At 69.6% G+C, this 24,869-nt stretch carries 18 protein-coding genes and 1 pseudogene; 14 read left to right on the top strand and 5 right to left on the bottom strand.

Going from position 1 to position 24,869, the window contains the following annotated elements:
* Window positions 1–22 precede the first annotated feature (22 nt).
* Complete coding sequence (locus tag ACFQ4H_RS23595) at window positions 23–562, top strand: phage tail protein (RefSeq protein WP_377574095.1); 540 nt, start codon at window positions 23–25, stop codon at window positions 560–562.
* The gene (locus ACFQ4H_RS23590) at window positions 559–1,713 is read left to right on the top strand and encodes an NADase-type glycan-binding domain-containing protein (protein WP_377574092.1); all 1,155 of its coding nucleotides are present in this window, start codon (window positions 559–561) and stop codon (window positions 1,711–1,713) included. The genes ACFQ4H_RS23595 and ACFQ4H_RS23590 overlap by 4 nt, the downstream gene beginning before the upstream one ends.
* On the opposite strand, the gene ACFQ4H_RS23585 is transcribed toward ACFQ4H_RS23590, so the two are convergent.
* From ACFQ4H_RS23585 to ACFQ4H_RS23575, 3 genes are all read right to left on the bottom strand, one after another.
* Entirely contained in the window at window positions 1,628–4,558 is a 2,931-nt protein-coding gene (locus ACFQ4H_RS23585; RefSeq protein WP_377574089.1) for a BTAD domain-containing putative transcriptional regulator, read from the bottom strand. The two genes, ACFQ4H_RS23590 and ACFQ4H_RS23585, sit on opposite strands and share 86 nt — an antisense overlap.
* A 547-nt stretch (window positions 4,559–5,105) precedes the next feature.
* Window positions 5,106–5,390 carry an adhesin gene (locus ACFQ4H_RS23580; protein WP_377574086.1) on the bottom strand — a complete coding sequence of 95 codons (285 nt, stop codon included), beginning with the start codon at window positions 5,388–5,390 and terminating at the stop codon, window positions 5,106–5,108.
* Between the two features lie 174 nt (window positions 5,391–5,564).
* Window positions 5,565–6,482, bottom strand: coding sequence for a DUF2726 domain-containing protein (locus ACFQ4H_RS23575; protein WP_377574083.1), 918 nt, complete (start codon window positions 6,480–6,482; stop codon window positions 5,565–5,567).
* A gap of 59 nt (window positions 6,483–6,541) precedes the next feature.
* Between ACFQ4H_RS23575 and ACFQ4H_RS23570 the strand changes: the two genes are divergently transcribed.
* The 6 genes from ACFQ4H_RS23570 to ACFQ4H_RS23545 all read left to right on the top strand — a co-directional run bounded on the left by ACFQ4H_RS23570 (window position 6,542) and on the right by ACFQ4H_RS23545 (window position 12,133).
* Window positions 6,542–6,844, top strand: a complete 303-nt coding sequence (locus tag ACFQ4H_RS23570) for a hypothetical protein (RefSeq protein ID WP_377574080.1) — start codon at window positions 6,542–6,544, stop codon at window positions 6,842–6,844.
* Between the two features lie 230 nt (window positions 6,845–7,074).
* Window positions 7,075–7,560: a hypothetical protein gene (locus ACFQ4H_RS23565; protein ID WP_377574077.1), complete on the top strand. Its 486-nt coding sequence runs from the start codon at window positions 7,075–7,077 to the stop codon at window positions 7,558–7,560.
* Window positions 7,557–8,264, top strand: a complete 708-nt coding sequence (locus tag ACFQ4H_RS23560) for a copper resistance CopC family protein (protein ID WP_377574074.1) — start codon at window positions 7,557–7,559, stop codon at window positions 8,262–8,264. The genes ACFQ4H_RS23565 and ACFQ4H_RS23560 overlap by 4 nt, the downstream gene beginning before the upstream one ends.
* 457 nt (window positions 8,265–8,721) lie before the next feature.
* Window positions 8,722–9,996 carry a transposase gene (locus ACFQ4H_RS23555; RefSeq protein ID WP_377574071.1) on the top strand — a complete coding sequence of 425 codons (1,275 nt, stop codon included), beginning with the start codon at window positions 8,722–8,724 and terminating at the stop codon, window positions 9,994–9,996.
* Window positions 9,997–10,285: 289 nt separating this feature from the next.
* On the top strand, window positions 10,286–11,464 hold the full coding sequence (locus ACFQ4H_RS23550) for a S1 family peptidase (RefSeq protein WP_377574068.1): 1,179 nt from the start codon (window positions 10,286–10,288) through the stop codon (window positions 11,462–11,464).
* Between the two features lie 108 nt (window positions 11,465–11,572).
* Window positions 11,573–12,133, top strand: coding sequence for a hypothetical protein (locus tag ACFQ4H_RS23545; protein ID WP_377574065.1), 561 nt, complete (start codon window positions 11,573–11,575; stop codon window positions 12,131–12,133).
* A 386-nt stretch (window positions 12,134–12,519) separates the two neighbouring features.
* Here ACFQ4H_RS23545 and ACFQ4H_RS23540 read toward each other — a convergent pair whose 3' ends face one another.
* Window positions 12,520–13,182, bottom strand: coding sequence for a recombinase family protein (locus ACFQ4H_RS23540; protein ID WP_377574062.1), 663 nt, complete (start codon window positions 13,180–13,182; stop codon window positions 12,520–12,522).
* A 199-nt stretch (window positions 13,183–13,381) separates the two neighbouring features.
* Window positions 13,382–13,501 (bottom strand): annotated as a pseudogene (locus ACFQ4H_RS34935) (zinc finger domain-containing protein); the annotation flags it as partial.
* A gap of 530 nt (window positions 13,502–14,031) precedes the next feature.
* Here ACFQ4H_RS34935 and ACFQ4H_RS23535 point away from each other — a divergent pair.
* The 6 genes from ACFQ4H_RS23535 to ACFQ4H_RS23510 are packed head-to-tail and all read left to right on the top strand — an operon-like array spanning window position 14,032 to window position 24,854.
* Window positions 14,032–14,970 (top strand): DUF1702 family protein, encoded by a 939-nt coding sequence (locus tag ACFQ4H_RS23535; RefSeq protein WP_377574059.1) that lies wholly within the window; start codon window positions 14,032–14,034, stop codon window positions 14,968–14,970.
* Window positions 14,971–14,989: 19 nt separating this feature from the next.
* Window positions 14,990–16,897 carry an FG-GAP repeat domain-containing protein gene (locus ACFQ4H_RS23530; protein WP_377574056.1) on the top strand — a complete coding sequence of 636 codons (1,908 nt, stop codon included), beginning with the start codon at window positions 14,990–14,992 and terminating at the stop codon, window positions 16,895–16,897.
* A 19-nt stretch (window positions 16,898–16,916) separates the two neighbouring features.
* Window positions 16,917–17,951 carry an enediyne biosynthesis protein UnbU gene (locus ACFQ4H_RS23525; RefSeq protein ID WP_377574053.1) on the top strand — a complete coding sequence of 345 codons (1,035 nt, stop codon included), beginning with the start codon at window positions 16,917–16,919 and terminating at the stop codon, window positions 17,949–17,951.
* A gap of 21 nt (window positions 17,952–17,972) precedes the next feature.
* A complete protein-coding gene (locus tag ACFQ4H_RS23520) occupies window positions 17,973–23,708 on the top strand; it encodes a polyketide synthase family protein (protein ID WP_377574051.1) in 5,736 nt (1,911 codons plus the stop codon).
* The gene (locus tag ACFQ4H_RS23515) at window positions 23,701–24,138 is read left to right on the top strand and encodes an acyl-CoA thioesterase (protein ID WP_377574048.1); all 438 of its coding nucleotides are present in this window, start codon (window positions 23,701–23,703) and stop codon (window positions 24,136–24,138) included. Before ACFQ4H_RS23520 ends, ACFQ4H_RS23515 begins: the two co-directional genes overlap by 8 nt.
* Entirely contained in the window at window positions 24,135–24,854 is a 720-nt protein-coding gene (locus ACFQ4H_RS23510; RefSeq protein ID WP_377574046.1) for an NADPH-dependent F420 reductase, read from the top strand. Before ACFQ4H_RS23515 ends, ACFQ4H_RS23510 begins: the two co-directional genes overlap by 4 nt.
* The last annotated feature ends 15 nt before the right edge of the window (window positions 24,855–24,869 follow it).

Here is a 24,869-nt window from a genome sequence, read left to right as displayed (position 1 = left end):
ATCACTTCCCGAGGAGCAACCGATGCGCGGTGTGGTACCCGGGCTACCCAGCCCGTTTCCGATCGGGTTGGCGCTGCCCGCGCTGTATCTGGACGACGACTTCACCCAGCGGTTCACCGCCGGGCTGGACGAGGTGCTGGCACCGGTGTTGCTGACGCTCGACTGTCTGGACGCCTATCTGGATCTGTCGCTGGCGCCACCCGACTTCCTGGACTGGCTGACCGGATGGGTCGCCGTGCCGATGGACGAAACCTGGCCGACCCCACTGCGCCGTGAGGTGGCCCGCAATGCGGTGGAGTTGCACCGTTGGCGCGGTACGGCCCGTGGAATCGCCCGGCAACTTCAGATCATCACCGGCGGCGAGGTGGAGGTCAGCGACAGCGGCGGGGTGAGCTGGTCCGCTACGCCGGATGCCACCCCGCCGCCGGCAACCGCAGCCGAGGTGCGGGTACGGGTGCGGGTGGCCGATCCCGCCAGGGTTGATCCGGCCCGACTACAGGAACTGGTGTCCACGGCGGTGCCGGCGCACGTTCGAACGATTGTCGAGGTGGAGGCGGCATGATCGTCTGCGCGGAGTGTGGCACCAGCAACCGGGAGAACGAGCGGTTCTGCGGTGAGTGCGGCACCTTCCTGGAGTGGGAGGGTGCGGTGGTCACCCCCTCCGCCAGTCCCCGGACCACGCCGGCGGAGCAACCCAGAGAAACGGTGGACGCCCAGGTCACCACGACCACGGCGGACGCACAGGGCAGCCGGACCGCCCCGGGAACCGGAACATCCGGCGCGGTTCCCCCGCCGACCGCCCCGGGTACCGCTGCCACGACGACAGGCACCACGGCGACAGGCACCACGCCGACCACGGGCTCGACGAAGTCGGAGCCGCTTCCGGACCGCCCGACGGATCCGGTCGCGGTCCAGCCGGGGCAGGTGCAACACCGCCGGCCGGTACGACCGGTCACACAGGACCAGCCGGAGACGACGGGTGGAGACCGGATCTGTCCCCGTTGTCAGGCCGGCAACGACGAACTTCGACGATTCTGCCGCGCCTGTGGCGCTCTGCTGGTCGAGACCGAGGCACCGGTTCGTCGGTCGTGGTGGCGTCGGCTGCTCGACAGGATCCGTGGACGCAACCGGGATCCACGTAGACGGCGGGACGGCCGAGCAGCAGCCAACGCCCGCCGCCTACTGAAAATCGTCGCGCTGATCTGCCTGCTGGTGGTCCTCGCCATCGCCGGCCCGCCGCTGGTGTCCCGCGCGGTCAGCGAGGTCCGCGACCGGATCCAGGACCCGGTGCCGCTCACACCCCAGACCGTCACGGCCTCCTCCGCCGGTGAGTCGACACCTGCCACCCGTATCGCGGACGGGGTGACCAACCGCTACTGGTCACCCACGGGGCCGGCGGTGGGCGCATGGGTGGAGGCCACCTTTGCCAGCCCGGTGCGGATCCTGGACATCATCGTGACCCCGGGCATCAGCCTGGAACAGGGCAAGTTCCTCACCGTCGGTCGACCGGGCCAACTCGACCTGGTAGCGACGACCAGTGACGGCACGGTGGTCGAACGCACCATCAAGCTACGTGACCAGCCCGGCCCCCAACCGTTCAAGTTCGAGGCCAGCGGGGTCGTACGGCTCAAGGTCGTCGTACGTTCGATCCACGGACCGCAGTCGGAGCCGACCGTGGCGATCGGGGAGGTGGAATTCTTTGGCCGGATGTGATGCCGGGGTCCCGGTCGAGTTCCCCGGCAGCCAGCGAGTCGAGCCCGAGCGAGACCAGCACCTGGGCGTATTCGCGACGGGCCCGTTCGGCAGCCGCCGCGTTACCGGCCCGACGGTGGGCCTCGATGAGCAGCCGCCACCCTTCGTCGTGGCATGGGTCGATCTCCACGCAGCGACGCGCGATGGCCACCGCCGGACTGGTCGGCTGTTCGGCCCCGGTCGCGCCGTCGAGTTCCGCCTGGGCCAGCGCCGCGGCGGCGTCAGCGGCCTGCTGACGCAGCGTCTCCCGCTCGTTGACGACCCACTCGGCTGGACCGTCCTCGGGCAACAGGTCGCCGCCGTAGGTGTTCACTGCGATACGCAACGCATCCAGGTAGTCGACGTCCCGGCCACGTCGGGCACGACGGACCTTTCGCAACGCGTCCCGGAACACCGCGACGTCGCTGTATCCGTCAGTCGGCACGGCCAGCAGATAGGCGTCCCCGTCCCGGCACAGCAGGCGGTCGGAGCTTCCGTCCGGCAGGTTCATCTCGAAGAACCGACGCAGGCTGGAGAGTGCTACGTGCAGGCTGCGGGTGGCGGCGGCTGGTGGGACGCCCGGCCACAGGGCTTCGACGAGTTTGTCCCGATGTACCGCACGCCCGGCGTTCATCGCGAGGATCCGGGCCACCGCCCGGGCCCGGGGCCGGATCGCCGACCAGTCCAGCGATCTACCGTCGACACAGAGCCGGAAACCACCGAAGCACCAGACGCTGACGGCCAACCCGGTGGGACCAACGGTTGGTGCCCGCTCCTCGACCGCGTCGTGACCGGCCGTCCAAGCCGCCACGACGGCAGCGGGCAGGCCGGCCTGCTTGGCTGCCGCGTACACGGCGGCGAGTTGGCCGGGCTGCTCCGGTGCGCCGTACACCCCGGCGGCCAGTGCCAGCACCCGGGCCCCGGGTACCCCGGCGGAACGGGCGGTGCTTTCCGCACGGCGTACCTCGACCTCGGCGTCGGGTAGTCGGGCCCGCGCGGCGGCCAACGCCAGTAGCGACTGTGCCCAGGCCGCGACCACCCCGCTGTCCAGCGATCTGGCCCGGCTTAACAACCGGGTCGCCTCATCCGGCTCGACGGGGCCGGCCACCGAGGCCATGAGCCCCGCGAGGGTGGCCGAGACGAGCGCACCCCAGCGGTCGCCCAGCCGGTCGCACTCCTCGGCGACCGCGATGGACTCCTTGATGCCGGTCTCGGTGCTGTCGAGTGCCACCAGTGCGCGAGCGATCCGACCGAGCCACGGTTGGTGTGCGCGTTCAGCTTCGACCGTGATGTCGGCAAGGATGTTGGCTGCCCGTTGGTCCCCCGCACCGATCGCGTACGCGCTCTGCAGTAGTTGCCCGGCGACATCGACGAATCCCCCGCCGCCGGTCGACAACTGGCCGAGAGTCCGTCGGGCCTCCTCGACGTTGCCGGCCAGGAGGTGTGCGACGGTCTGGACGAGCGGCGCAAGCGGGGCCGGTAGGGACTCAGCCTCTCCGGCCACCACCGCCGGATGCCGCCGGGTTGCCGCCCGTACCCACCCGGTCCAGTTTCCACGCCAGGGTGGCCCTTCGGGCAGCCAGGCCGTGGCCATCGCTCGGAGCCCTCGGCACCGGGCCTGTTCCGGTTCCCCGGGGAACATGTCCTCGGCCCGCCGCAGCGCGGCGATACCGGCCTCCAACTGCCCGTGGTTGATCCGGTGCCGTCCCTCAGCGAGAACCAGCCAGGGATCCTCGGCGATGAACCAGCTCGGCAACAGGTCGCTCCACGGGTCCAACCCGTGGTCCGCCACGCTGGCGCCGGCCTCATCGAGTAGCCGGTGCACCGCGGGCCAATCCTCGGCCCGGGCATAGCACCGGGCGGCCTCCAGTACCGCCCCCTCCTCGGCGACGATCTCGGCTGCCCGGGCGTGCCAGGCACGCGCTGCCGTGTGGCCGAGTTCCTCGACGAGTCCGGCCACCAGGTGGGCCCGCAGCACCTGGTGGTAGAGGAAGGTACGTCCGCCGTTGTGGGTAACGGTGAACGCCTGCCTGCGCTCCAACTGTTCGAGCAACAGTTGACTGTCGGTGCTGCCCAGCAACTGATCGCACCGGTCCCCGGTGAGCACGTCGAACACGCAGGTACGGGTGAGGAACCGACGAAGGGTCTCCGGTAGTTCGGCCAGTACGGTGCGGGTCAGGTAGGCACGGGAGAGCGCCGAGCGTCCGCCGAGCGCCGCGACCGCCCGGCGCCGGTCGGCCAGCGGGTGGCCATGGGTGGACAGGTAGTAGAGCTTCAGGCCGGCGGCCCAACCACCGACCTGCCGGGACAGTGCCGCCACATCGTCGGCGGGCAGGGGCTCCTGATATATCTCGCGTAGCAGGCGCTCCACCTCCCACGCCCGGAAACGCAGTTGCTCGGCATCGATGATCCCGAGCTCGGACAGCTCGTGACGGGACAGGTTGAGGTCGGGCATGCGTCGGCTGCCGATGACGACCTGGCAGTGTGGTCCGGCCAGGTCGAGTGCTCTCTGCAGCAGCGCTCGCTCGGCCGCGGAGCCGTCGATCAGGTGCAGATCGTCGATGACGAGCAACGACCGGCTCGGTCCGGCAGGGCTGACCGGATCATGGGGGTCCGTACCCGCATGTCCGGACAGCGTTGCCTGGATCGACTCGGCCAGCCGCTCGGATCCCACATCCGACGCTTCGATGCGCAACCAGTTGACGGGTCCGGCGAAAGCGCTGGCGTACTGGGCCAGCAGAGTGGTCTTCCCCCAACCGGCGGGCGCCACCACAAGGGTGGGCGACATGGGCCGCGCGCCGATCTCCGCCATGAGTCGCGACCGCACGAGGCTCAAGGATTGGCGGTATGGATAGCCGATACGCATGCATCCATCCCCTCGTCACCCAGTTGGTCACCAACGATGGAACCGAGTCGAGGATCGACTATCTAATGATAGTCAGCAGACCTGGTCGGACAGCATTATTCTCCATCCACTCAATCCTGCGCGAGCCACTAGTCACCGATCTTGGGTTGCCCTTGAGGTTGGACGTCCCACCGCACTGCCCGCTCACCGCCGGAGACCACCGGGCAGCACCGCCAATGCGCTGTTCTGCCTGCTGAAGCTGCGGATCCGAGGCTCGGCCCGACCATGGCTGTCGGTCGGGCCCACGGGACGTGGAGGGAATCCCCGCAGCACTGTCGGCTTTCCAACAGTTGCGTTCCTACTGGGTGGAAACATCAATACGTGTTTCCACCGAACCGTTGGCGACACACAGCCGAGCTGTACCAGGACATGCATTTTGCACGCGACGCGACACAACATCAGGTCCCGTTCAGGGGCGGCCGAGGCCGTCATGAACAAATCGACAATCGACAGCGCAGGAGATCAAGCGCTAGATGGGCCGATCGGCAAACTCGAACCGCACATCGCCGTCCTCGTCCACGGCGGCATCGAGCGCCTTGCCGTCGAGCAGCTCCGCTGCGGCCGAATCGAGAAAGAGCCGGGCACCGAGGCTGTCCACCACCTGATCCCCCTGCGCCGGTTCCATCGCTATGGTGATCATGAGGGAGTTGATCTCCGGGTCACTGGTGATGCGCAATCCGCCGTTGGGCAACGCGTCCTCCCGCGCGGTCAGGTCGCGAATCACCATTACGGCGTTTTCCGTCAACGTGAGCATCGCGTCTCCTTCTCGTGGATACCCGCCCGGCCGAGCACCCAGCCAGGCCGTTCGGGCGTACCCGCCACGACGCAGGGCATTCCGGTGGGCACCGGTTCACCGGCGGCAACCCGCCATGGCCATCGGCCCCGACGCGACGGGGGCAGCCGGGCGTCGGGGCGGCGACCGCAGCCGCTAGTCGAAGGAGACGTGGTCGAAGGTGAACCCGCCGTCGATCTCCGCCCCGCGCCGCCGCAACTCGTCGAGTTCGCGGCCCAGATGGTGCCGGTCGTACAGCGTCGGCTCGTCCGTCGCGAGCCTCTTCAGCCGCTCGCCGATCGCGGCGGTGGCGAGGTCCTCGGCCAGCCGGGCCGGGTCGACGCCACAGCTGAAACGATGCTGCCAGATCCGCGTACGTTCGAAGAGATAGTTCTTCTCCCGCGCGGCCAACCAGGCCCATCCCTCAGCCGGGCCGCTCTGCCAGGTGACGTGCAGCCCACGGACGATCGGATCGGCGAGTTGCCGGCTGACATAGGCATCGATGGCGGCAGCACGAGCGACCGCACCGAGGTCGTTGACGAAGCCGGTACGGCCGTCCGGCAGACGACCGATGATGTCCCGATAGCTCAGCGGAGCGGGCGAGAACGCATCCACCGCCTCGTCACCGTCGGACGCACCCGCCCCGTAGGCACGTGCGTCGATGACGTACTCGACGATCCACCGGCCGTGCGTGGCCGGGCGGAGCGTCGGGGACTCGATGCACAGCACCTCGATGCCGACCGCCTCCCAGACCGCGGTCTTCATCCGCCGGTTACGTGGCGTCTCGACGGTGTGCCGGCACGGATCGTCGAACTCGACCGCGAAGACCGGCGCGTGGGTACGGGCGTCGCAGACGACGAAGTCGAAGCGGGTACGGCTGGCACAGTTCCACTGGTGGGCGGTGACGCCGGGGGGACGACGCTGGACGATCTCGTTGAGACTCCGGTCCGTCCGTACCACCTGGCCCGCGCGCTCGAAGGTCTCGGTGCCTTCGGCACGGTTTCCCCGCACGCCGGGCCTGAGGGTCGGACGCAGCCAGGGGCTCACGTCGTTGCCGGTATCCACCATATCCATGATCCAGTACGTCGTATGCCTGCCACCCTCCACCGCTGCTCGGCGGAAAGCCTGCGCCCATGCTAGAAACCGCCGACCGGACCGATGACGGCGGTCCAGCGGAGACGCGGATTCTCGACCGGGGTGGGCACACCGCCGCGTCCCGGTGCCGCACCTGCTCCCCGGTCCGTACGTACGGGCGGGAGATCGAACCGGCGGTGTCCACGCTCGATCCGGCTCTCGGTCTCCCGATATCCGCCGGAGTCACGCCGATCAGGTCCGAACAGGACACCGTCGCGCCCACCATCGCCCGGGCCGAAGCCGCTGACACCCAGCCCGACCACACGGAATGCCCACGACTCGACCGAGCATTGGCCGACTGAATCACCCGATAGATCAAGCAAGATAACGGAACCATCCACGCCACAGTTAAGGTAAATTACCGACGTCGATGTAATGGACTCTGAGGGGAGGGAGCGGCCGGCCTTCCCACCGGGTCCGGGGTTGCCGTGCCGCGATGTTCATGGCCATTGCCCCAGCCGGACACACCCGGTCCACGAACCAACTATCCGGCCTCGCTGGCCGGAGCCATCGACCCGCTGTGCTGACCTTCATGGCCATCGTTACGGCGCACTGGGGTGAACACATCGCCCAGGCCCTCCAGGTCTACCTGTGGAACTGGCCGTTGTCCAAGGCGGGAGGCCTGCTCGGGCTGGTGTTCCCGGTCCTGGTGAAACAGGAATGGCTGCACTACGGCTATGCCCTGGTAATGCTCATCGGCCTGTGGCTGCTACGCGACGGCTTTGTCGGACGATCACGACGCTGGTGGATGATCGCCTTCGCCATCCAGGTATGGCACCACCTCGAGCATTTCCTGCTCTTCGTACAGGCATTGACCGGATCCTACTTCTTCAATGCGGCTGCCCCGACAAGCCTGCTCCAGGCAGCGTTTCCCCGACTTGAACTACACCTGTTCTACAATGCCGTGGTATTCGTCCCCATGGTCATCGCGATGTACTACCACAGTCGCCCGACCACTGAGGAACGCAGCGCGATGACATGCAGCTGCGCCCGGCGGCCCCGGCTCGCCACCGCATGACCGCTCCGGCACCCTCGACTCCGGCGACCGGCCCGGTTACCGACCAGAACCGGGACCCGGCGCTGGACCAGACGACGCAGGGCACCGGGTGGCGGCGTTGGCTGGTGGCCGCCGTACCCATCGCCGTGTCGGTCGCCGCCGCGGTAGCCCTCCGAACCCCCGAATCAGCGCCGATCGTGGATCTTGTCTCAGCGAATCCTTCCGACCTGGCCACCGTTGACCGGGCACCCTCGCACGTCCAGCTCTCGTTCACGGATGTCATCGACCCCCAGCAGACCCACGTGACGGTGGTCGCGCCCAACGGATCCGCCGTCAGCGACGAAGGCACCCTCCGTACCGCCGGCCGCACGGTCCGCCAGCAGGTGGCGATAACCCGGCCGGGACGCTACACCGTGGTCTTCCACGTCTCCGCCCGTGGCGGCGGTGTGCTCACCGGCACGTTGCGGTTCACCGTCCTCGCGGCGGACGGCACCCCGACCACACCCGGACCGGATACCAGTCGGGACAGCGGGCCGACCGGGCCGGCGGACACGGCCGACCCGGACATCGGTGCCGCCCACGCACACAACTCCGACCGGGTCAGCCCCACCATGGTCACCTTCCTCATGGCCAACGCGGTCCTACTGGCCCTGGTCATCGGCAGGGCAATCCGCCGCAGGGCGGTACGGCGCAGAAACGCAGCGCGCAGCGTGGCGTCCGACTGAATCCGCCGCGACCCCGACCGGCCGGGTGCCGACCACCCGGCCGGTCGGCATGCTGACGGCTCCCGCCGGTCGACATGCCGACCAGGCGGGTCGCCCGGTGCGCTGATCGCCCGGCCCGGTCGGCAGCGGACGCCGACACCGGGACGTTGACCGGGACGTTGACCGGGGACAGCCAACGCCACCTTCGGCGTGCCCGGTAGGGCGCGGGTCCTGAACACCACCGCCCGGGACCGGTGCTTGAGGACTAACGTTCGGGAAAGTCACGCTAAGCCGGTTCAAGCGATAACCCTCGATTGTGGTGATCGTTGATGTGGCGTGAGAAGTTTTCTGATGCCCGTCGAAGAGGCGGTCTACGGTCGGTTTACCGGCCCGCCGGAGCAGGCGGTACTGGAGCGGTTCTTCCGACGCCCTGGAGGATCCACCGATCCTGGTCGACCTCCGTAAACGCCTGGAGGGCATGATCCCCCGAGTCGACCTGTCCGAACAGGTCCTAGAGGTGATGAGCTGGCACCCGGGCTTCCCGGCCGCGTTCACCTCGGTGACCGGCGGCAGGGCCAGGCTGGCGGACCTGCACATCTCGGTGGCGGCACTGCTGACCGCGCACTCGCTCAACGTCGGCCTGCCCCCGGTGATCGACCCGGACATTCCGGCGTTGACCCGTGGCCGGCTGGCCCACGTCGACCAGCACTACCTGCGGCCGGACACCTACGCCGCGGCCAACGCCGTGCTCATCGACGCCCAGGCCGACGTCGGCCTGGCCCAGGCGTGGGGTGGTGGGATGGTCGCCGCGGTGGACGGGGTCCGGTTCGTCGTGCCGGTACGCAGCATCGACGCCCGGCCGAACCCGAAGTACTTCGCCCGTAAGAAGGGCGTGACCTGGCTCAACATGATCTCCGATCAGCGGATCGGGCTCGCCGGCCGGGTCGTGTCTGGTGCGGCGAAGGACACCCTTCACTTCGTGGACCTGGTGTTCAACCCCGACAATGACCGCCGCCCGGAGGTTTTGATCACCGACCAGGGTTCGTACTCCGACATCGTGTTCGCCATCGTGACCCTGCTGGGGTTCGACTACCGTCCGGTGCTGGCCGACCTGCCAGACACGAAGCTGTGGCGCATCAACCAGGGTGCCGACTACGCCGGGCTGGACCGGGCCGCCCGAGGAAAGATCAACCTGGAGAAGATCGCCCGGCACTGGCCCGACATCCTGCGGATCATCTGCTCGATCCACACCCGGACCGTGTCCGCCAACGACGTGATCCGCATGTTGCAGCGCGACGGGCGGCCCACCCAACTCGGCGACGCGTTCGCCATGTACGGACGGATATTCAAGACCCTGCACGTGCTTACCTTCGTCGACGACCCCGCCTACCGGCGGGAGATGAAGGCGATGCGAAACCTCAACGAAGGCCGCCACGACCTGGCCCGGCACATCTTCCACGGCCGCAAAGGCGAACTGCACCGGGCATACCGGGACGGGCAGGAGGACCAACTCGGCGCGCTCGGGCTCGTGCTCAACGCGGTGGTGCTCTGGAACACCGTGTATCTGGACCGGGCGCTGACCGAGCTACGTGCGCAGGGCTACCCGGTGCTCGACTCCGACGTCGCCCGCCTGTCGGCGTACATGCGCAAGCACATCAACGTCCACGGCCACTACTCGTTCCGGCTACCCGACCTCGGCGGCACCTGGCGTCCGCTGCGCGACCCCGATCACGCCGACCCCGACGACGAGTAGGCGGGGCGTCCAGGGGCCTCGCCGTAGTTTCCAGCGAGAGAACAACTCCAGCGCTGCTCTGCACGAACGTCTGGGCCCGGAATCGTCATCCCGCTTGACCAGTGCTGGAGTTGTTCTTGGTCCGGAAGCTACCGGCTGGCTGGCTGAGGGCAGGAGCCGGGCGACGGTTGACAGTTGCACTGCATGAAGTGATCAACATTCAACCCTGTGTCACTTTTGCGACTGCAAACGCGCCTCCTTCGCCCTAGATTGATCGACAAATATCTATCGATATAGGATGGTGTCCTCTGTGGGACGACTCCACGCGTTGGGGGCGACCCTGACACTGCTGCTGGCACTCTCAACCGAAGTTCCGGCCGCTGCTTCGGACGAGATCGTCACCCCGGTCCCGGCTGGCTTCACCTCTTGGGAAGAGTTGTTCGCTGAGCAGGGCCGGCTCAACGACGCGCTGGCCGCCATCCGGCGTACCGCCGATCAGGTCGGAGACCGCGGTTACGGCTCCGCGATCGCCGACCCCACCGCGCATGCACTGACCCTCTACTGGGCAGGGGAGATCTTCCCGGCTGTGCGGCAGGCTATCGAGGCGCAGCGCGACATTGTTCCGATCAACGTGTATGCGGCCCAATACTCCGAGAACGAGTTGGTGGCCGAGGTTCAGCGCCTCGGCAAGATCGCCGCGTTCCACGTCGTCGCCCCCAAGCCGGACGCCAGCGGCATTACGATCGAGTGGGCTGCCGGTCGGGTTGATCCGGGCGCGAAAGCCCACGCGCTGACCACCTCCCCGATCGCGTTGACCTTCGGCGCGGAGTCCGCCGCCAGCAGCTCGGTGCCGTTGTCCCGTCAGGACGACGGCACCCCGTACAAGGGAGGTGCGCGTACGCGCACCTGCACCGCAGGGTTCGCAGTCAACCACACCAGCGGTACGAAGCTGCTCTTCGCCGGCCACTGCGGCAGCAACGGAACCACCGTGGTTGACGGCGGCGATGACGTTATGGGTCCGATGGCCGGAGACAACGACACCCGTGACGTGGCCTACATCTCGGTACTCAGTGCCGGCGAGATGTGGGACGGGGGCCCGCAGAGCACACTGTTCAAGCCGGTGCAGGACGCCACCAACTCGGTCATCGGCAACAACACGTGCACCAGCGGCAGCCGCTCGGGCGTGAGGTGCGGTGTGATCGTCAAGGCCGTCAACACGAGCATCAGCGGGAAGACGCCGCTCGTCATGGGCGAGCAGATCGACCACACCAATGCCGCCGGTCAAGGTGACAGCGGCGGTCCTGTCTTCGAATTGGGCACGGTCGCCGGGAAGGTCCGTGCGAAGGGCATCATCTCGACCGGTGCTACGAACGCCCCCGCCACCTGCACAGGCGAGACGGTGGATCGCTCCTGCTTCTGGCGGATCTACTGGGCGGACGTCAACCGGACCATGGCCTACTACGGCGGTATGGGGATCAGGGTCAGCTAGCCGGGTGGTCGGAACCGTTCGGGAAAAATGTGCATCTTATCCCCGACGACAAGAGTTCGGTGCACACTGTCCGAGCAGGCGGTACGCGCCCAGTGAAGGAGGTAGACCATGAAAGCACGGACACTGCTGCTGGCCCTGGCGATGCCGGCCGTCATGGCATTGGCGGCATGTGGGCAAGCCGCCGCCGGTCAACCCGCCGCCCGGCAACCCGACCCGGCTGTCTCCGACTGGCCGAACCAGGGCAGGCTCACCGAATGGGCGACAACCGTCGAGCGCGAGGGCCAACAGAACCATCCCGAGGTGTATGCCGGTGTGGAGATCAACCTTGACGCCGACACGGTGATCGTGCACCGCATACCCTCAGCCACGTTCGACGAGGCCATACGCAGGCTGCTACCGCCGGCCGCCACCGTTCGGTATATCGACGCCACATACTCGGAGCAGCAACTCGCCGACTGGACAGCCGCAGTGACCGCCGACACCGACTACTGGCGGCAGCGCGGAATCGAGTTACACCTCATCGGCACCAAGCCCGGCCAGTGTGTCCTAATCGGCATCGACAACCCCGCCCGCGACACCACCTCGATCACCGCCCGGTACCCGGCACGGCCAATCTGCGTGGAACACGCCAGCGGGGCGGTACCCCTGACCGGCAACGGGCAGAACTAAGCGCCACAACACCATGTCGCTGTGGCAGCTCAAGCCCGACCCCTTGACGGAGGGTCCTGATCGATCGGGGAGGCGTGACCGCCGTTCCCGGCCTGCACTGAACCCGCACCACCCGAAGTCAGTGCAGGCCGTGGCAGTTCGGGTCCGTGCAACCGACCAACTCCCACGAGGCCGACCGGTAGCCTCCGGACCCAAAACAACTCCAGCACTGGTCAAGCGGGATGACGATTTCGGGCCCAGGCGTTCGCGCAGAGCAGCGCTGGAGTTGTTTTTTCGCTGGGAACTACGGCGAGGCCCAGGGTGAGCGCGCCGGCTGCCCGCACTCAGTGCCACAGTCGGGCCTGGCGCTGCGGGTTGGCGGGCTCGTCGACGCGGGCCGGCCGGGGTCACACGATCGCTGGTAGGCCGTCGCCGGCAACCGCGGCGTACTCGGCGCGTGCCTGCTCGACCACCTCTGGGTACGCCGCGATTTTCTCGTGCGTGGCCAGGGCCCGGTAGATGCTGGCCACGCTCGGGCTCTTCCCCTTGCGCTTGCCGGTCGGGATGATCAAGTCCGGGCGGATGGCCTCAACGGTCTCCCCGGCGGCCCGGCGGCGCAGCACGGTGTACAGCATGTCGTCGGTGATGACGGCGGGGCGGCCGCCGTGCTTGCCCTTGCGGGCCGCCGCGTCCAGGCCCTCCAGGGTGGCCTCGCGGATGCTCTCACGTTCGGTCTCGGCCATCGCGGCGAAGAACGCGAACAGCATCCGGCCCGGCCCGCTCGGGTCGTAGATCCCGGGCAGCGGGCCGGCGAGCATCTCCAGCACGATGCCGTACGCGGTCAGGTGATCGGCGAGGGCGGTCAACTCCGCGGCGTCGCGGCCGAGGCGCTTCATCTCGTACACGGTCAGGATGACCCGGCAGTGCGGGGCGTGGGCCTTGATCTGCCGAGCCAGCGTGAGCGCCGCCTCGAACTTCGGCCGTACCCGGATCCGGGTACTGATCTTCTCCGAGAAGATCTTGTCGCGCGGGATGCCGTGCTTCTCCAGAGCGTCCAGCTGCGACTGCAACTCCTGGGGTCACGGAACTGCACCGGGCATAGCCGATCCGGATGTCCGCCGCCGCGCCGGGATCGACCGGCAGCGGCGCCGGCGGCGGCGTCCCGGGCCGCCACGGCTGCCCCGGCCGGCGGTCGGCCGGCGTCAGCACCCGCAGCGCCTTGCTCAGCCGAGCAACCTTGGTGAACCGGCCGGTGTGATAGCTCCCCGCAACCGCGCCAGAGCGTGACCGGCACGGCGAGCCGGGCTCCGCCTGGCACCGCGGACACGGATGACGCTCGACCTCGTCGGCGTCACAAGTTTCAAGATCGCGATTCTCGGTGTCGGCCACGCCCCGGATGCTCACACAAACAGTTCCCAAAACCGTTGTCCGACACTTTTGAGCGAGAACGAGTTCTGAGACGCGAACAGGGGCCACGGGCCGTCCCGCGAGATCCAGACGGGCTTTCTCCCACAATGGAACGTTTGCCAGAGGACGCGACCACGCTGCGGAAGCCCCTCAACCAAGATCACCCTTAGCGTGACTTTCCCGAACGTTGGCCCTCAAGCGGCAGCCAGGTGCGGTGCCGATCGACGGGCCATCGACACCAGCCGAAGCTGACGACAGCGGTCGGCGCTTCCGCCTTGAAGCCGATTCCAACCCCCGCCCGACCGACCTTCCGACATGAATCCGCAGACCAGGGCGCACGACCCACCGACAGCATGTGACATCGAGCCTTATCACTGCGCAGCCAACATGATTTTTGCTTACTTGTTTTCAAGAAGCTGTCAAAACCGCGCTGCCAGACTCCCATCCAGTCTCACCTGCGAAGCCGCACACGAGATTGGATTTGATCTATGCGCGGGGTACCTAATCATGAAGTGAATGTGCGGCCGACAGGCTGGCGCCGGCTCCTCGCTCTCAGCACCGAACTCGTCGACTTCGACGCACGGGGATTCCGGACGGTGCCCTCGGCCACGCGAGCACAGCTGGAGAGCGCCGCCGGCGCCTTCATCGACGGTTTCAACCTCGAACTCGCTGCCGGACCGGTGGACGTGTCCGGCTTCACCCCGCACACCCGGGGGCTGGCCGCCGAAGGTGCCGCGATGGCAGCCGTACTGCTCGATCGTCTGTCGCCCCGACCCGCCCGGCACTTCCCCGCTCTGCTGCGGGAGCACGGCCAGCGGTACTCCTACCTGCTCTACGTGGGAGCCGGCTGGGCAATGGCGAAGTTGCGCTATCCGGGTATCGGGCCACTGCACGCCAGTGATCCCCTGCTGTGCTGGCTGGCCTACGACGGCTACGGATTCTGCCGGGGATTCTTCGCCAGCCGCCGGGCCCTGAACCGGTGGCGTCGGCATCCAGGCAGGTGCGACGCCGTGTGCGCCATCCGATACCAGGGCCTGGGCCGCAGCATGTGGTTCCGGGAGTGCGCCGATCCGTCCGCCATCGCCGCCGTCATCGCGTCGTTCCCAACGGCGCACCGGGGCGACCTGTGGAGTGGGGTCGCCCTGGCGTCGGTATACGCCGGCGGCGTGCCCACCGAGACGTACCCGCAGCTGCGGCGGTTGGCCGGGACGCACGGCGCGGCACTCGCCCAGGGGGCGGCGTTCGGCGCGGAGGCGTGGCAGGCCAGTGGCCACCCGCCCGAGCACGCCTTCGCCGGGGTGCTGGCGTTGACCGGCGTCGACCTCCGCGAGGCCGCCGAATGGACCTGGCAGGCGCGTGACGGGCTCGACCGGGCCGACGCCGGTCCCCGGGACTACGCCCGGTGGCGGGCCCGGATCCAGCAGTACGCCGCAGAGAAGACCTACCGCTGACGTCGACGGGAGTCAACGCATGTCCGTACCACCCGCCCTGCGCCGGATCCTTCCCGCGGCACTGGCCGTCCTCCTGTGCACCACCATCGGCCTGGCCACCCGACTGCCCACCGCCGACGCCCAGCATCGGCAGTCACTGGCCGACGACTTCTCCTTCGACGTGTCCGCCCTCAACGGCGAACTCACCGGCTCCCGAACCACCCGCGTGGTCCAGCCGGCACTGGAACACATCCGGTCCTGGATCTCGTCGGTCGGTGCCAGCGTCGCCCTGGCCGACCTCGACGGCGACGGAATGCCGAACGAAGCGTGCCTGGTGGACCCACGCGACGACTCGGTCACCATCCGACCGACGACCGACCGGCCGGACCGGTTCACCGCCTTCGCCCTCACCCCGTCCGGCGTGCCCTATCAGCCGGCCACCACGTCGCCGATGGGCTGCGCGATCGCCGACCTGAACGAGGACGGCCACCTCGACGTGCTGGCCTACTTCTGGGGTCGCCCACCGTTGGCCTACCTACGCCGCCCCGGCGTACCGCTGACCACGTCGGCGTTCCTGTCGGTCGACGTGGCAGATCCGGCCGAGATCTGGAACAGCACCACGCTCAACGTCGCGGACCTCGACGGCGACGGTCGACTCGACATCCTCGTCGGCAACTACTTCCCCGACGGGGCACGGGTCCTGGACGCCACCGCCCGGGACGACTCACGGATGCAGATGCAGGACTCGATGTCCCTGGCCCGCAATGCCGGGGGAAACCGGATCCTGCGGCTGACCGGTGTCACCAGCGACACCGAGGTCGCCCGGCCACGGTTCCAGGACGTCAGCGACGCGTTGCCCGACCGCCTGGCGAATGGTTGGACACTCGCCACCGGCGCCCAGGACCTCGACGGTGACGGGCTGCCCGAACTCTACGTGGCCAACGACTTCGGTCCGGACCATCTGCTGCACAACCGCTCCCAACCCGGCACCATCCGGTTCGAGGAGCTGCGCGGGACGCGCGACGCCAGCCTGCCGAAGTCCAAGAGGATCGGCGCCGACTCGTTCAAGGGCATGGGGGTCACCTTCAGCGACCTCAACCGGGACCAGCGTCCGGACATCCTGGTCAGCAACATCACCACACCGTTCGCCCTCGAGGAGAGCAACTTCGCCTTCCTGAGCACCGGCACCGCACCGATCAGCGGCGCGGTGGCCCCGTACCGGGACGAGAGTCAACGACTCGGACTGGCCCGTACCGGATGGGGCTGGGACATCAAGACCGCCGACTTCAACGGCGACGGTGAGGACGAGATCGTCCAGGCGCTCGGCTTCATCAAGGGAGAGACCAACCGCTGGGCCGAGTTGCAGGAACTGGCGATGGGCAACGACGAGTTGCTGCGCCACCCGCTGGCCTGGCCGGTCTTCAGCGACGGCACCGACATCGCCGGACACCAGCGCAACCCGTTCTTCGTACGGGAGAAGTCCGGACGGTACGTGGACATCTCGGCCGAGCTGGGTTACCGCCAGGGCGGCGTCACCCGCGGGCTGGCCATCGCCGACGTTGACCACGACGGTCGACCCGACCTGGCGGTCGCCAACCAGTGGTCGCGTTCCGACTTCCTGCACAACACCGGACGGCAGCGGACCTACCTGGGGATCCGTCCGGTGCTGCCGGCCACCGTCACCGGCGGCCAACCGAGACCTGCCGTCGGGGCCAGCGTGGAGGTACGCACACCGGCCGGACGGGTCCTGACCGCGCAGCTCTACCCCGGCAACGGGCACACCGGCGGCAACGCACCGGAGCTGCTGTTCGGCCTGGACGACACCGCCCCGACCGGCCCGCTGGCCGTGACGGTCCGCTGGCGGGACGCGGCGGGCCTGCACGTCATGACCACGACTCTCAGGCCGGGCTGGCACACGCTGCCGCTGGTCCCCCAGGCCACCCGCTGACCCGTCAGGAGGATCACCGATGCGCACCTCCTCCGCATCCCCGTCCGACCCTTCCCACCTTCAGCAACCGGCCGGAGCCGACCGGCCCCGCCGCTTCGACACCCGGACCAAGGCACTACGCCGGTTCGCGCTGTCCATCACCATCTTCAACATCGTCGGTCACCTCCTGCTCGGCTTCGAGCAGGCGTACCTGACACCCGTCGTCGGGGTACTGACCGGCTACGCGATGGAGCTGCTCCTGGAGACCGTCTCGGCACGCGCCACCGGGCGACGGGCCCGCTATCTCGGCGGCCCCACCGCGCTGGTCGACTTCCTACTGCCGGCGCACATCGCCGGGCTCGCCTGCGCGATGCTGCTGTACGGCAACGAGAGCCTGTGGCCCACCGCCTTCGCCGTCAGCGTCGCCGTGGCCAGCAAGTACGTGGTACGAATCCGGATCGACGGAGTGCTACGGCACGTCCTGAATCCCAGCAACCTGGGCATCAGCGTGACCCTGATCCTCTTCACCTGGGTCAGCATCGCCCCGCCGTACCACTTCACGGCCAACGTCTACGGGTTCTGGGACTGGGCCATCCCACTGGGAATCGGCATGGCCGGCACGATGCTCAACGGCAAGCTGACCCGACGTATGCCCCTGATCCTCGGTTGGGTCGGCGGCTTCGTACTGCAGGCGGTGTTGCGGGCGGTCCTCTTCGACGCGTCCCTGCCGGCCGCACTGCTGCCGATGGCCGGGGTCGCCTTCATCCTCTTCACCAACTACATGATCACCGACCCGGGCACCACACCGACCACGCCACGACGTCAGGTTCTCTTCGGCCTCGCCACCGCGCTCACCTACGGTGCCCTGGTCCTGGCCCACATCACCTTCGGCTTCTTCTTCGCCCTGGTCATCGTCTGCGCGGTGCGGGGACTGCTGATCGTCACCCGGAACCGGCTGACCAGCCGACGGGGCAGTGCCACCACGCCCGCCGCCGCCGACCCGGTCCCGGCGACCAGCACGGCACCGGAATCAGCGGCGCAGCGTGCCGAGGCACCCGCTGGCCTGATCCGCTAACCCAGGAGTTCGGAGACGCAGATGGCGAACGACATCGTGGTTCTGGGTATGGCCTGCCGGTACGCCGAGTCCCAGACCCCCGAGCAGCTCTGGCAGAACGTCCTCGCCCGCCGCCGCACCTTCCGGCCCGTACCGGCCCGGCGCCTACCACTGGACGAGTACGGCGGCGAGGACGCCGACTCGACGTACCTCACCCGGGCGGCGGTCCTCGACGGGTGGGAGTTCGACCGGCACCGCTTCCGTATCCCGGGGGACGTCTTCCGCTCCGTGGACCTGGCCCACTGGCTGGCGCTGGAGGTCGCCGACGCGGCACTGACCGACGCCGGTCTGCCCGGCGGCGAAGGGGTGGACCGGTCCCGGGTCGGGGTGGTGCTCGGCAACACCCTCACCGGCGAGTTCTCCCGCGCCGCCACCCTGCGGGTCCGCTGGCCCTACGTCCGCCGCGCGGTACGGGACGCACTGGCCGACAGCGGGCTGGACACGACGGCACAGCAGGCGGTGCTGGCGTCGGTCGAGCGCCGGTACAAGGAGCCGTTTCCCGTCCCGTCGGACGAGACCCTGGCCGGGGCGCTGTCCAACACCATCGCCGGCCGGATCTGCAACCACTTCGACTTCCACGGCACCGGCTACACCGTGGACGCGGCGTGTGCCTCCTCGCTGGTGTCGGTGGCCACCGCGGCGGACGCGATCAGCAACGACACGATCGACGTGGCGTTGGCCGGGGGCGTCGATCTCAGCCTCGACCCCCTGGAGCTGGTCGGTTTCGCCCGGGTCGGGGCGCTGGCCCGGGAGGACATGCGCATCTACGACCGGCACCCCACCGGGTTCCTGCCGGGTGAGGGCTGCGGCATCGTGGTGTTGTGCCGGGAGTCGTACGCCCGGGAGCGAGGCCTCCGCCCGTATGCACGACTGCTCGGCTGGGCCACCTCCACGGACGGCGGTGGTGGGCTGACCCGACCGCGACTGACCGGCCAGCGCATCGCCCTGACCAGGGCGTACGAACGGGCGGGCATCGCCGCCAGCCAGGTCGGCCTGGTCGAGGGGCACGGTACCGGCACGGCGGTCGGCGACGAGGTCGAACTGTCCACGCTGGTGGCCGTACGACGTGGGAGCGGAGAACCCGTCACCCCGGCCGCCCTCGGCAGTGTCAAGGCCAACATCGGCCACACCAAGGCCGCCGCCGGCGTGGCGGGCCTGATCAAGGCGGTGCTGGCCGTACACCGTGAGGTCGTTCCGCCCACCACCGGCTGCGAAACGCCGCACCCCGTGCTCGCCGGGGCGGCCGACACCCTGCGCATCACCACCGAGGCGCAGCCCTGGCCCACCACACAGCGGTACGCCTCGGTCAGCGCCATGGGCTTCGGCGGGATCAACAGCCACGTGGTGCTCGGCGGGTACGCTCCGACGTCCCGTCGGCTGCTGAGCCCGCACGAACGGCGCATCGCCGCCCCGTACCCGGAGCACGAGGTCGTGGTCTGCGGTGCGGACGACGCCGAACGACTAGCCGACCTGCTCGACCGCATCGGTGTCGCTGCGAGCCAGCTGTCCCGGGGGGAACTGACCGATCTGGCCGCGACGCTGGCCGCCGAACACGCCGACGCCGGACCGGCCCGGTTCGCCGCAGCGGTCCGGTCCGGTCCGGAGCTCGCGGCCCTTGCCCGCTCCACCCGGGATCGGCTGCACGCCGGTGACCGGCGGATACTCGACCCGGACCGGGGCGTGTTCGTCAACGTCGACCGGCCGCTGTCGGTCGGTCTGCTCTTCTCGGGACAGGCGGCACCGGTACGCCCGACCGCAGGGGCTCTGGGCTGTCTGCTGGACCGGCGGTCCGGGGCGGGAGCTGAGAGTCGTCGTCCGACCAGTCCGGTGGAGGGTGGCGACGACGCGGTGGCCGACACCTCGGTGGCCCAACCGGCGATCGTCCGGGCCAGCCTCGACGGGTTGCGTTGGCTCGACGCGCTCGGTGTGCGGGCCGACCAGGCGACCGGACACAGCCTGGGCGAGTTGACCGCACTGGTCTGGGCGGGCGCGCTGGACGGCGAACAGGCCCGTCGCCTGGCCGCGGTACGGGGAACCGCGATGGCGGCGGCCAGCACGGTGCCGTCCGGCATGGCGGCGCTGAACACCGACGCCACGACCGCCGGGCAACTGGTGGCGGGGACCTCGGCGGTCGTCGCCGCCGACAACGGCGCGGAGCAGGTCGCGGTCTCGGGTTCCCGCTCCGACGTCGCCCGGGTGATGGCCGACGCCACCGCTCGGGGCATCGGCGTGACCTGGCTGCCGGTGTCACACGGATTCCACTCGCCGCTGATGGCAGCTGCCCGGGAGCCGCTGCGGACCGCAGCCGACGCGGTGTCCTGGCGGGCACCGCGACGGACGGTGGTGTCCACGGTGACCGGCGATCGGTGGGACGGTGACGGCCCGGTGGAGTTGCTGGTCCGTCAGCTCACCGAGCCGGTACGGTTCCGGCAGGCGCTCAGTCGCATCGATGCCGACCTGCTGGTCGAGGTGGGGCCGGGACGGATCCTCGCCGGCCTGGCCACCGCCGCGGGTCGTACCGCGGTCAGCCTCGACGTCGGTGCTGTGGACGACCGGGCGGTCGCGCTGGTCACCGCCGCGCTCTGGGGCGTCGGCGCATGTCCCTCGGTGGCACCGTACTTCGACGGGCGGTTCAGCCGACACTTCGACCTGACCCGCCAACGTCTGTTCCTGACGAACCCGTGTGAACTGATCGCTCGGTCGACGGGGTCGGATCCACGCCCCACGGCCCCCGCCAGGATCGACGAAGGCGTGCTCGAACCGGTCGCCACGCCCGTTGCACCCCAGCGGCCCCGGCCGGCCGCCACCGCCACCGGCGGTGGTGCCGGCACCGGTCAACTCCTCGAGGATCCGCTGGAACTGGTCCGGGCACGCATCGCCGCCGCCGCCGAGTTGGACGTGGCGGCCGTGGGGGCGGACACCCGGTTGATGGCCGATCTGCATCTCAACTCCCTCCGGGTGGCCCAACTGGCCGGCACGCTCGCCCGGGAGACCGGCCGGGCACTGCCGGCAGCGCCACTCACCCTGGCGGGCGCCACCGTGTCGGAGTTCGCCTCGGCCATCGCCGCACTCCCCCCGACCAGCGACGAGAGCGGTCCGCCGGCCGGCGTCGGCCCGTGGGTGCATACGTTCGGGCACCACCTGGTGGCCCGCCCGGCCGGCCCCGGGCCGGTCGCCCAGCACCGGTGGGAGATCGTCGGGCCGCTGGATCGGCATCCGCTCCGGGACCGGATCACCGCCGCCTTCCCGACCGGTGACGCCGACCGCCGCCTGCTCGTCCTGCCCCCCGACCCGGTCGACGTACCGGTCGACGACATCGTCACGGCACTGCGGCGTACCGCATCGGATCGTCGGCCGCTGGTGGTGCTGCACCACCAGGGGGTCGGCGCAGCGGTCGGCCGCAGCCTGGCCGTGGAGTTCCCCGAGATACCGGTGCTGGTGGTGGAGTGCGTCGCCGACGACGAGGGCGTCCGCCTGGCCGGGCGGGAGGCACACCACTCGTGGACCGGCTACCGCGAGGTGCGTTACGGCGCGGACGCTGTCCGGACGGTACCGGTGACCCGCCGCATCGACATCGCCGCCCGGCCAGACGACCAGCTTCCCCTGTCCACCGGCGACGTGTGTGTGGTCACCGGTGGTGCCCGGGGCATCGGCGCAGCCTGCGCGGTGGCGCTGGCCAGGACGACCGGGGCACGGATGGTGCTGCTCGGTCGCAGCCCGGCCGGGGACGACGAGGTCGTCGATGCCGTACGGGCCACCGGCGGCGCGTACCACAGCGTCGACCTCACCGATCCGGCCGGGGTCGCCGCGACGCTGGCCGCCGTCCGACAGCGGTACGGGCCGATCCGGGGCCTGCTGCACGCCGCCGGCCGCAACGAGCCGTCCCGGATCGTCGACCTGGCCGCCACCGACCTCCACGCGACCCTCGCCCCCAAGGCCGCCGGCCTCGAGCACGTCCTGGCCGCCCTCGACCGGGCCGACCTGCGCATCGTGGTCACCTTCGGGTCGGTCATCGGCCGGACGGGCCTGCCGGGGCAGACCGCCTACGCCATCGCCAACGAATACCTCGCCCGACGCTGCGCGGCGCTGGTCTCCGAGGTGCCGGAGGTGCGCTGGATCAACGTCGAGTGGTCGGCCTGGGCGGAGACCGGCATGGGCGTACGCCTCGGTGTCCTGGACAACCTGATCCGACAGGGCCTCACCCCGATCCCGGTGGCGGCCGGCACCGATCTGCTGCTACGGGTCATGGCGACCCCGGCCCTGCCCTCCAGCGTGCTCGTGGCCGGCCGGCTGCCGGTGACCCCGACGCTGGAGTGGGAGGACGGCGAATCCGTCGGCAGCCGGTTCCTGGAGCACCGGTCGGTCCACACACCCGGCGTCGAACTGGTCGCCGAGGCCCACCTGAGCCTGGGCACCGACCCGTACCTCGCCGACCATCGGATCGACGGCGTGCCGGTCCTGCCCGCCGTCCTCGGTCTGGAGGCGATGGCACAGGCGGCGACCGCGCTGGGGGCCAAGTCCGTACCCGCCTCGTTCCGCGACATCCGACTCACCCGACCGATCACCGTTCCGGAGCGGGGTCGGCGGATCGTCCGGGTCGCCGCACTGGCCGGGGACGACGGCAACGCCTCCGTGGTGGTCCGCAGTGACGAGACCGGCTTCGCCGCTGACCACTTCACCGCCTGCTACGACGTGGCGGCTGATCCGCCACCGCCGGCCAGGTCGGGTACGCCGTACCCGCTCATCGACGCCGGACCGTTATACGGACCGCTGTTCTTCCACGGCCCCGGGTTCCACCGGGTCCGAGGCTATCGGGGGCTGAGCGCCTACCGGTGTACCGCCCTGATCGACGCCGACCCCGACGCAGCCTGGTTCGGGCCGTTCCAGGACCGACGGCTGGAACTCGGTGATCCGGGTGCCCGCGACGCATTCCTGCATGCGTTGCAGGGCTGTGTTCCGGACCGCCGGGTTCTACCGGTCGGGGTCGACCGGGTGGACATCCACCGCCGACCGGAGGGCATCGTGGCGCTCGACGCGGTACAGCGGGCGGAAGAGGAGGACGAGTACCTCTTCGACCTCACGGTCACCGACGCGGGTGGATCGGTGGTCGAGCAGTGGCACGGCCTGCGGCTGCGCGCGGTGGCTCCGCTGCCGTACCCCGCGTGGCCGGCGGAACTGGTCGGGCCGTACCTGGCCCGGTCGCTACGTCGCTGGCAGCCGGACGTCGGGATCGACCTGGTGTCGGTGCCGGCACGTCGGGGTGATCGGGCACTGACCCGGGCACTGGCGGCCTGGCTGGTCGACGCGCCGGTCCGGCATGCCGCGAACGGTCGACTGGTTGCCAAGGGGCCGACCGGGGTGAGCGCCAGTCACCTCGACGATCATCTCCTGGTTGCCGCCGGCCGGGGTGCCGTCGCCGTCGACTGGGAGCCGGTTGGCGTCCCACCACCGCTACCATCCCCGACCCAGGAACTCGTCGGGCTGATGACCACCGTCACCGGAGAGGACGCCCGGACCGCGGGCTGCCGGGGGTGGACCGCTCTGGAGACGTCGAGCAAACTCGGGCTTCCGGCAGACGCCGCGCTGGTGCTGGACGTCACCGGCCCGGACGGTTGGTTGCGGCTGCGGTGCGGGCCACACCAACTGTTCAGCACGGTGGTCCGGACCACGGGTGGGCCGGTGGCGATCTGCGTGGGCACCGGTGAGCGGCATGGCTGACACCTACGTCCATCGACACCGGGTCACGTTCGACGAGACCAACCTGGTGGGAAACGTCTACTTCGCCCACTACCTGCACTGGCAGGGGCACTGCCGGGAGCACTTCCTCGCCGACCACGCGCCCGGGGTGGTGGCCGCGTTGGCCGACCGGCTGGCGCTGGTGACGATGGACTGCGCCGTGGAGTTCTACGCCGAGGGCCGGGCGCTGGACCACATCGAGATCCGGATGCGGCTCGACGAGACGACCGGGAACCGGATCACCATGTGTTTCGACTACGTACGGGTCCGCCCGGAGCCGACGGTGCTACTCGCCCGGGGACGGCAGACCGTGGCCTGTATGACCCGCGAGGCGGCCGGGTTGAGCCCGATCGCCGTGCCGGAGGAGCTGCGGGCCGCACTGAACCCCTACGCCGGGACGGTGACCCGGTGAGCGGCCCCGCCGGGCAGCCGGAGATCGGGGTGTGGGGTTGTGGTCGGATGGGCAGCGCGCTGGCCCGTGCGCTGGCGGTTGCCGGGCAGCCGGTCGTGGTGGCAACCGGACGCCCCGGCCGGGCGGCGACCACGCTGGCGGGCGTCCCCGGTTGTCGGGCCACCGATCCGGACAGCATGCTGCGCCAGGCCACGATGGTCCTGCTGGCGTTGCCCTTCCCGGTGGCACTGCACGCGCTTCGGGGGCCCGCCGGCCGGATCGGGGCCGGTCGGACCCTGGTCGACATGACCAATCCCGCACTCGGGGCCGGTCAACCACAGAATGCGGTCCTCGGTACGGGCGACACCCTGCCCCCGTCCATGTCCGGTGGCGAACTGATCGCCCACGCGGCCAGCGGCTGGCGGGTTGCCAAGGCGTTCAACACCCTGTCCGCGGACGCGCTCACGCACTGGCCGGCCGACGGCGGTCCGGTCTGCGTGCCGGTGGCCAGCGACCATCCCTCGGGGCGGCGCGAGGTCTTCGAGCTGGTCCTTCGGCTGGGTCTGCATCCGGTGGACGCCGGTGGCATAGCGAGTAGCCGGGAGATGGAAGCGATGGCGGTCCTGTTCGCCCGGATCAGTAGCCGGCACCGGTTGCGCGGCCAGATCGGCATCCACATCGGACGTTCGGACCGGGTGGCGACGGTCGGGGAGGTGCCGTGTCCGGTCTCCCGCTGAGACACCCGCAGCCCG

Source organism: Micromonospora sonneratiae, from assembly GCF_042679305.1.
In the GTDB taxonomy this organism is placed as follows: domain Bacteria; phylum Actinomycetota; class Actinomycetes; order Mycobacteriales; family Micromonosporaceae; genus Micromonospora_H; species Micromonospora_H sonneratiae.
The sequence above is the reverse complement of the archived record's forward strand: the minus strand, read 5'-3'. Positions and strand labels throughout refer to the sequence as shown.

What these genes read in the sequence shown, in the direction of transcription:
- ACFQ4H_RS23580 (WP_377574086.1), bottom strand. Translation starts at nt 5,390, where the DNA reads ATGCTCACGTTGACGGAAAACGCCGTAATGGTGATTCGCGACCTGACC.
- ACFQ4H_RS23515 (WP_377574048.1), top strand. Translation starts at nt 23,701, where the DNA reads ATGGCTGACACCTACGTCCATCGACACCGGGTCACGTTCGACGAGACC.
- ACFQ4H_RS23560 (WP_377574074.1), top strand. Translation starts at nt 7,557, where the DNA reads ATGACCGCTCCGGCACCCTCGACTCCGGCGACCGGCCCGGTTACCGAC.
- ACFQ4H_RS23595 (WP_377574095.1), top strand. Translation starts at nt 23, where the DNA reads ATGCGCGGTGTGGTACCCGGGCTACCCAGCCCGTTTCCGATCGGGTTG.
- ACFQ4H_RS23570 (WP_377574080.1), top strand. Translation starts at nt 6,542, where the DNA reads ATGCTAGAAACCGCCGACCGGACCGATGACGGCGGTCCAGCGGAGACG.
- ACFQ4H_RS23590 (WP_377574092.1), top strand. Translation starts at nt 559, where the DNA reads ATGATCGTCTGCGCGGAGTGTGGCACCAGCAACCGGGAGAACGAGCGG.
- ACFQ4H_RS23555 (WP_377574071.1), top strand. Translation starts at nt 8,722, where the DNA reads ATGATCCCCCGAGTCGACCTGTCCGAACAGGTCCTAGAGGTGATGAGC.
- ACFQ4H_RS23545 (WP_377574065.1), top strand. Translation starts at nt 11,573, where the DNA reads ATGAAAGCACGGACACTGCTGCTGGCCCTGGCGATGCCGGCCGTCATG.
- ACFQ4H_RS23520 (WP_377574051.1), top strand. Translation starts at nt 17,973, where the DNA reads ATGGCGAACGACATCGTGGTTCTGGGTATGGCCTGCCGGTACGCCGAG.
- ACFQ4H_RS23525 (WP_377574053.1), top strand. Translation starts at nt 16,917, where the DNA reads ATGCGCACCTCCTCCGCATCCCCGTCCGACCCTTCCCACCTTCAGCAA.
- ACFQ4H_RS23565 (WP_377574077.1), top strand. Translation starts at nt 7,075, where the DNA reads ATGGCCATCGTTACGGCGCACTGGGGTGAACACATCGCCCAGGCCCTC.
- ACFQ4H_RS23575 (WP_377574083.1), bottom strand. Translation starts at nt 6,482, where the DNA reads ATGGATATGGTGGATACCGGCAACGACGTGAGCCCCTGGCTGCGTCCG.
- ACFQ4H_RS23530 (WP_377574056.1), top strand. Translation starts at nt 14,990, where the DNA reads ATGTCCGTACCACCCGCCCTGCGCCGGATCCTTCCCGCGGCACTGGCC.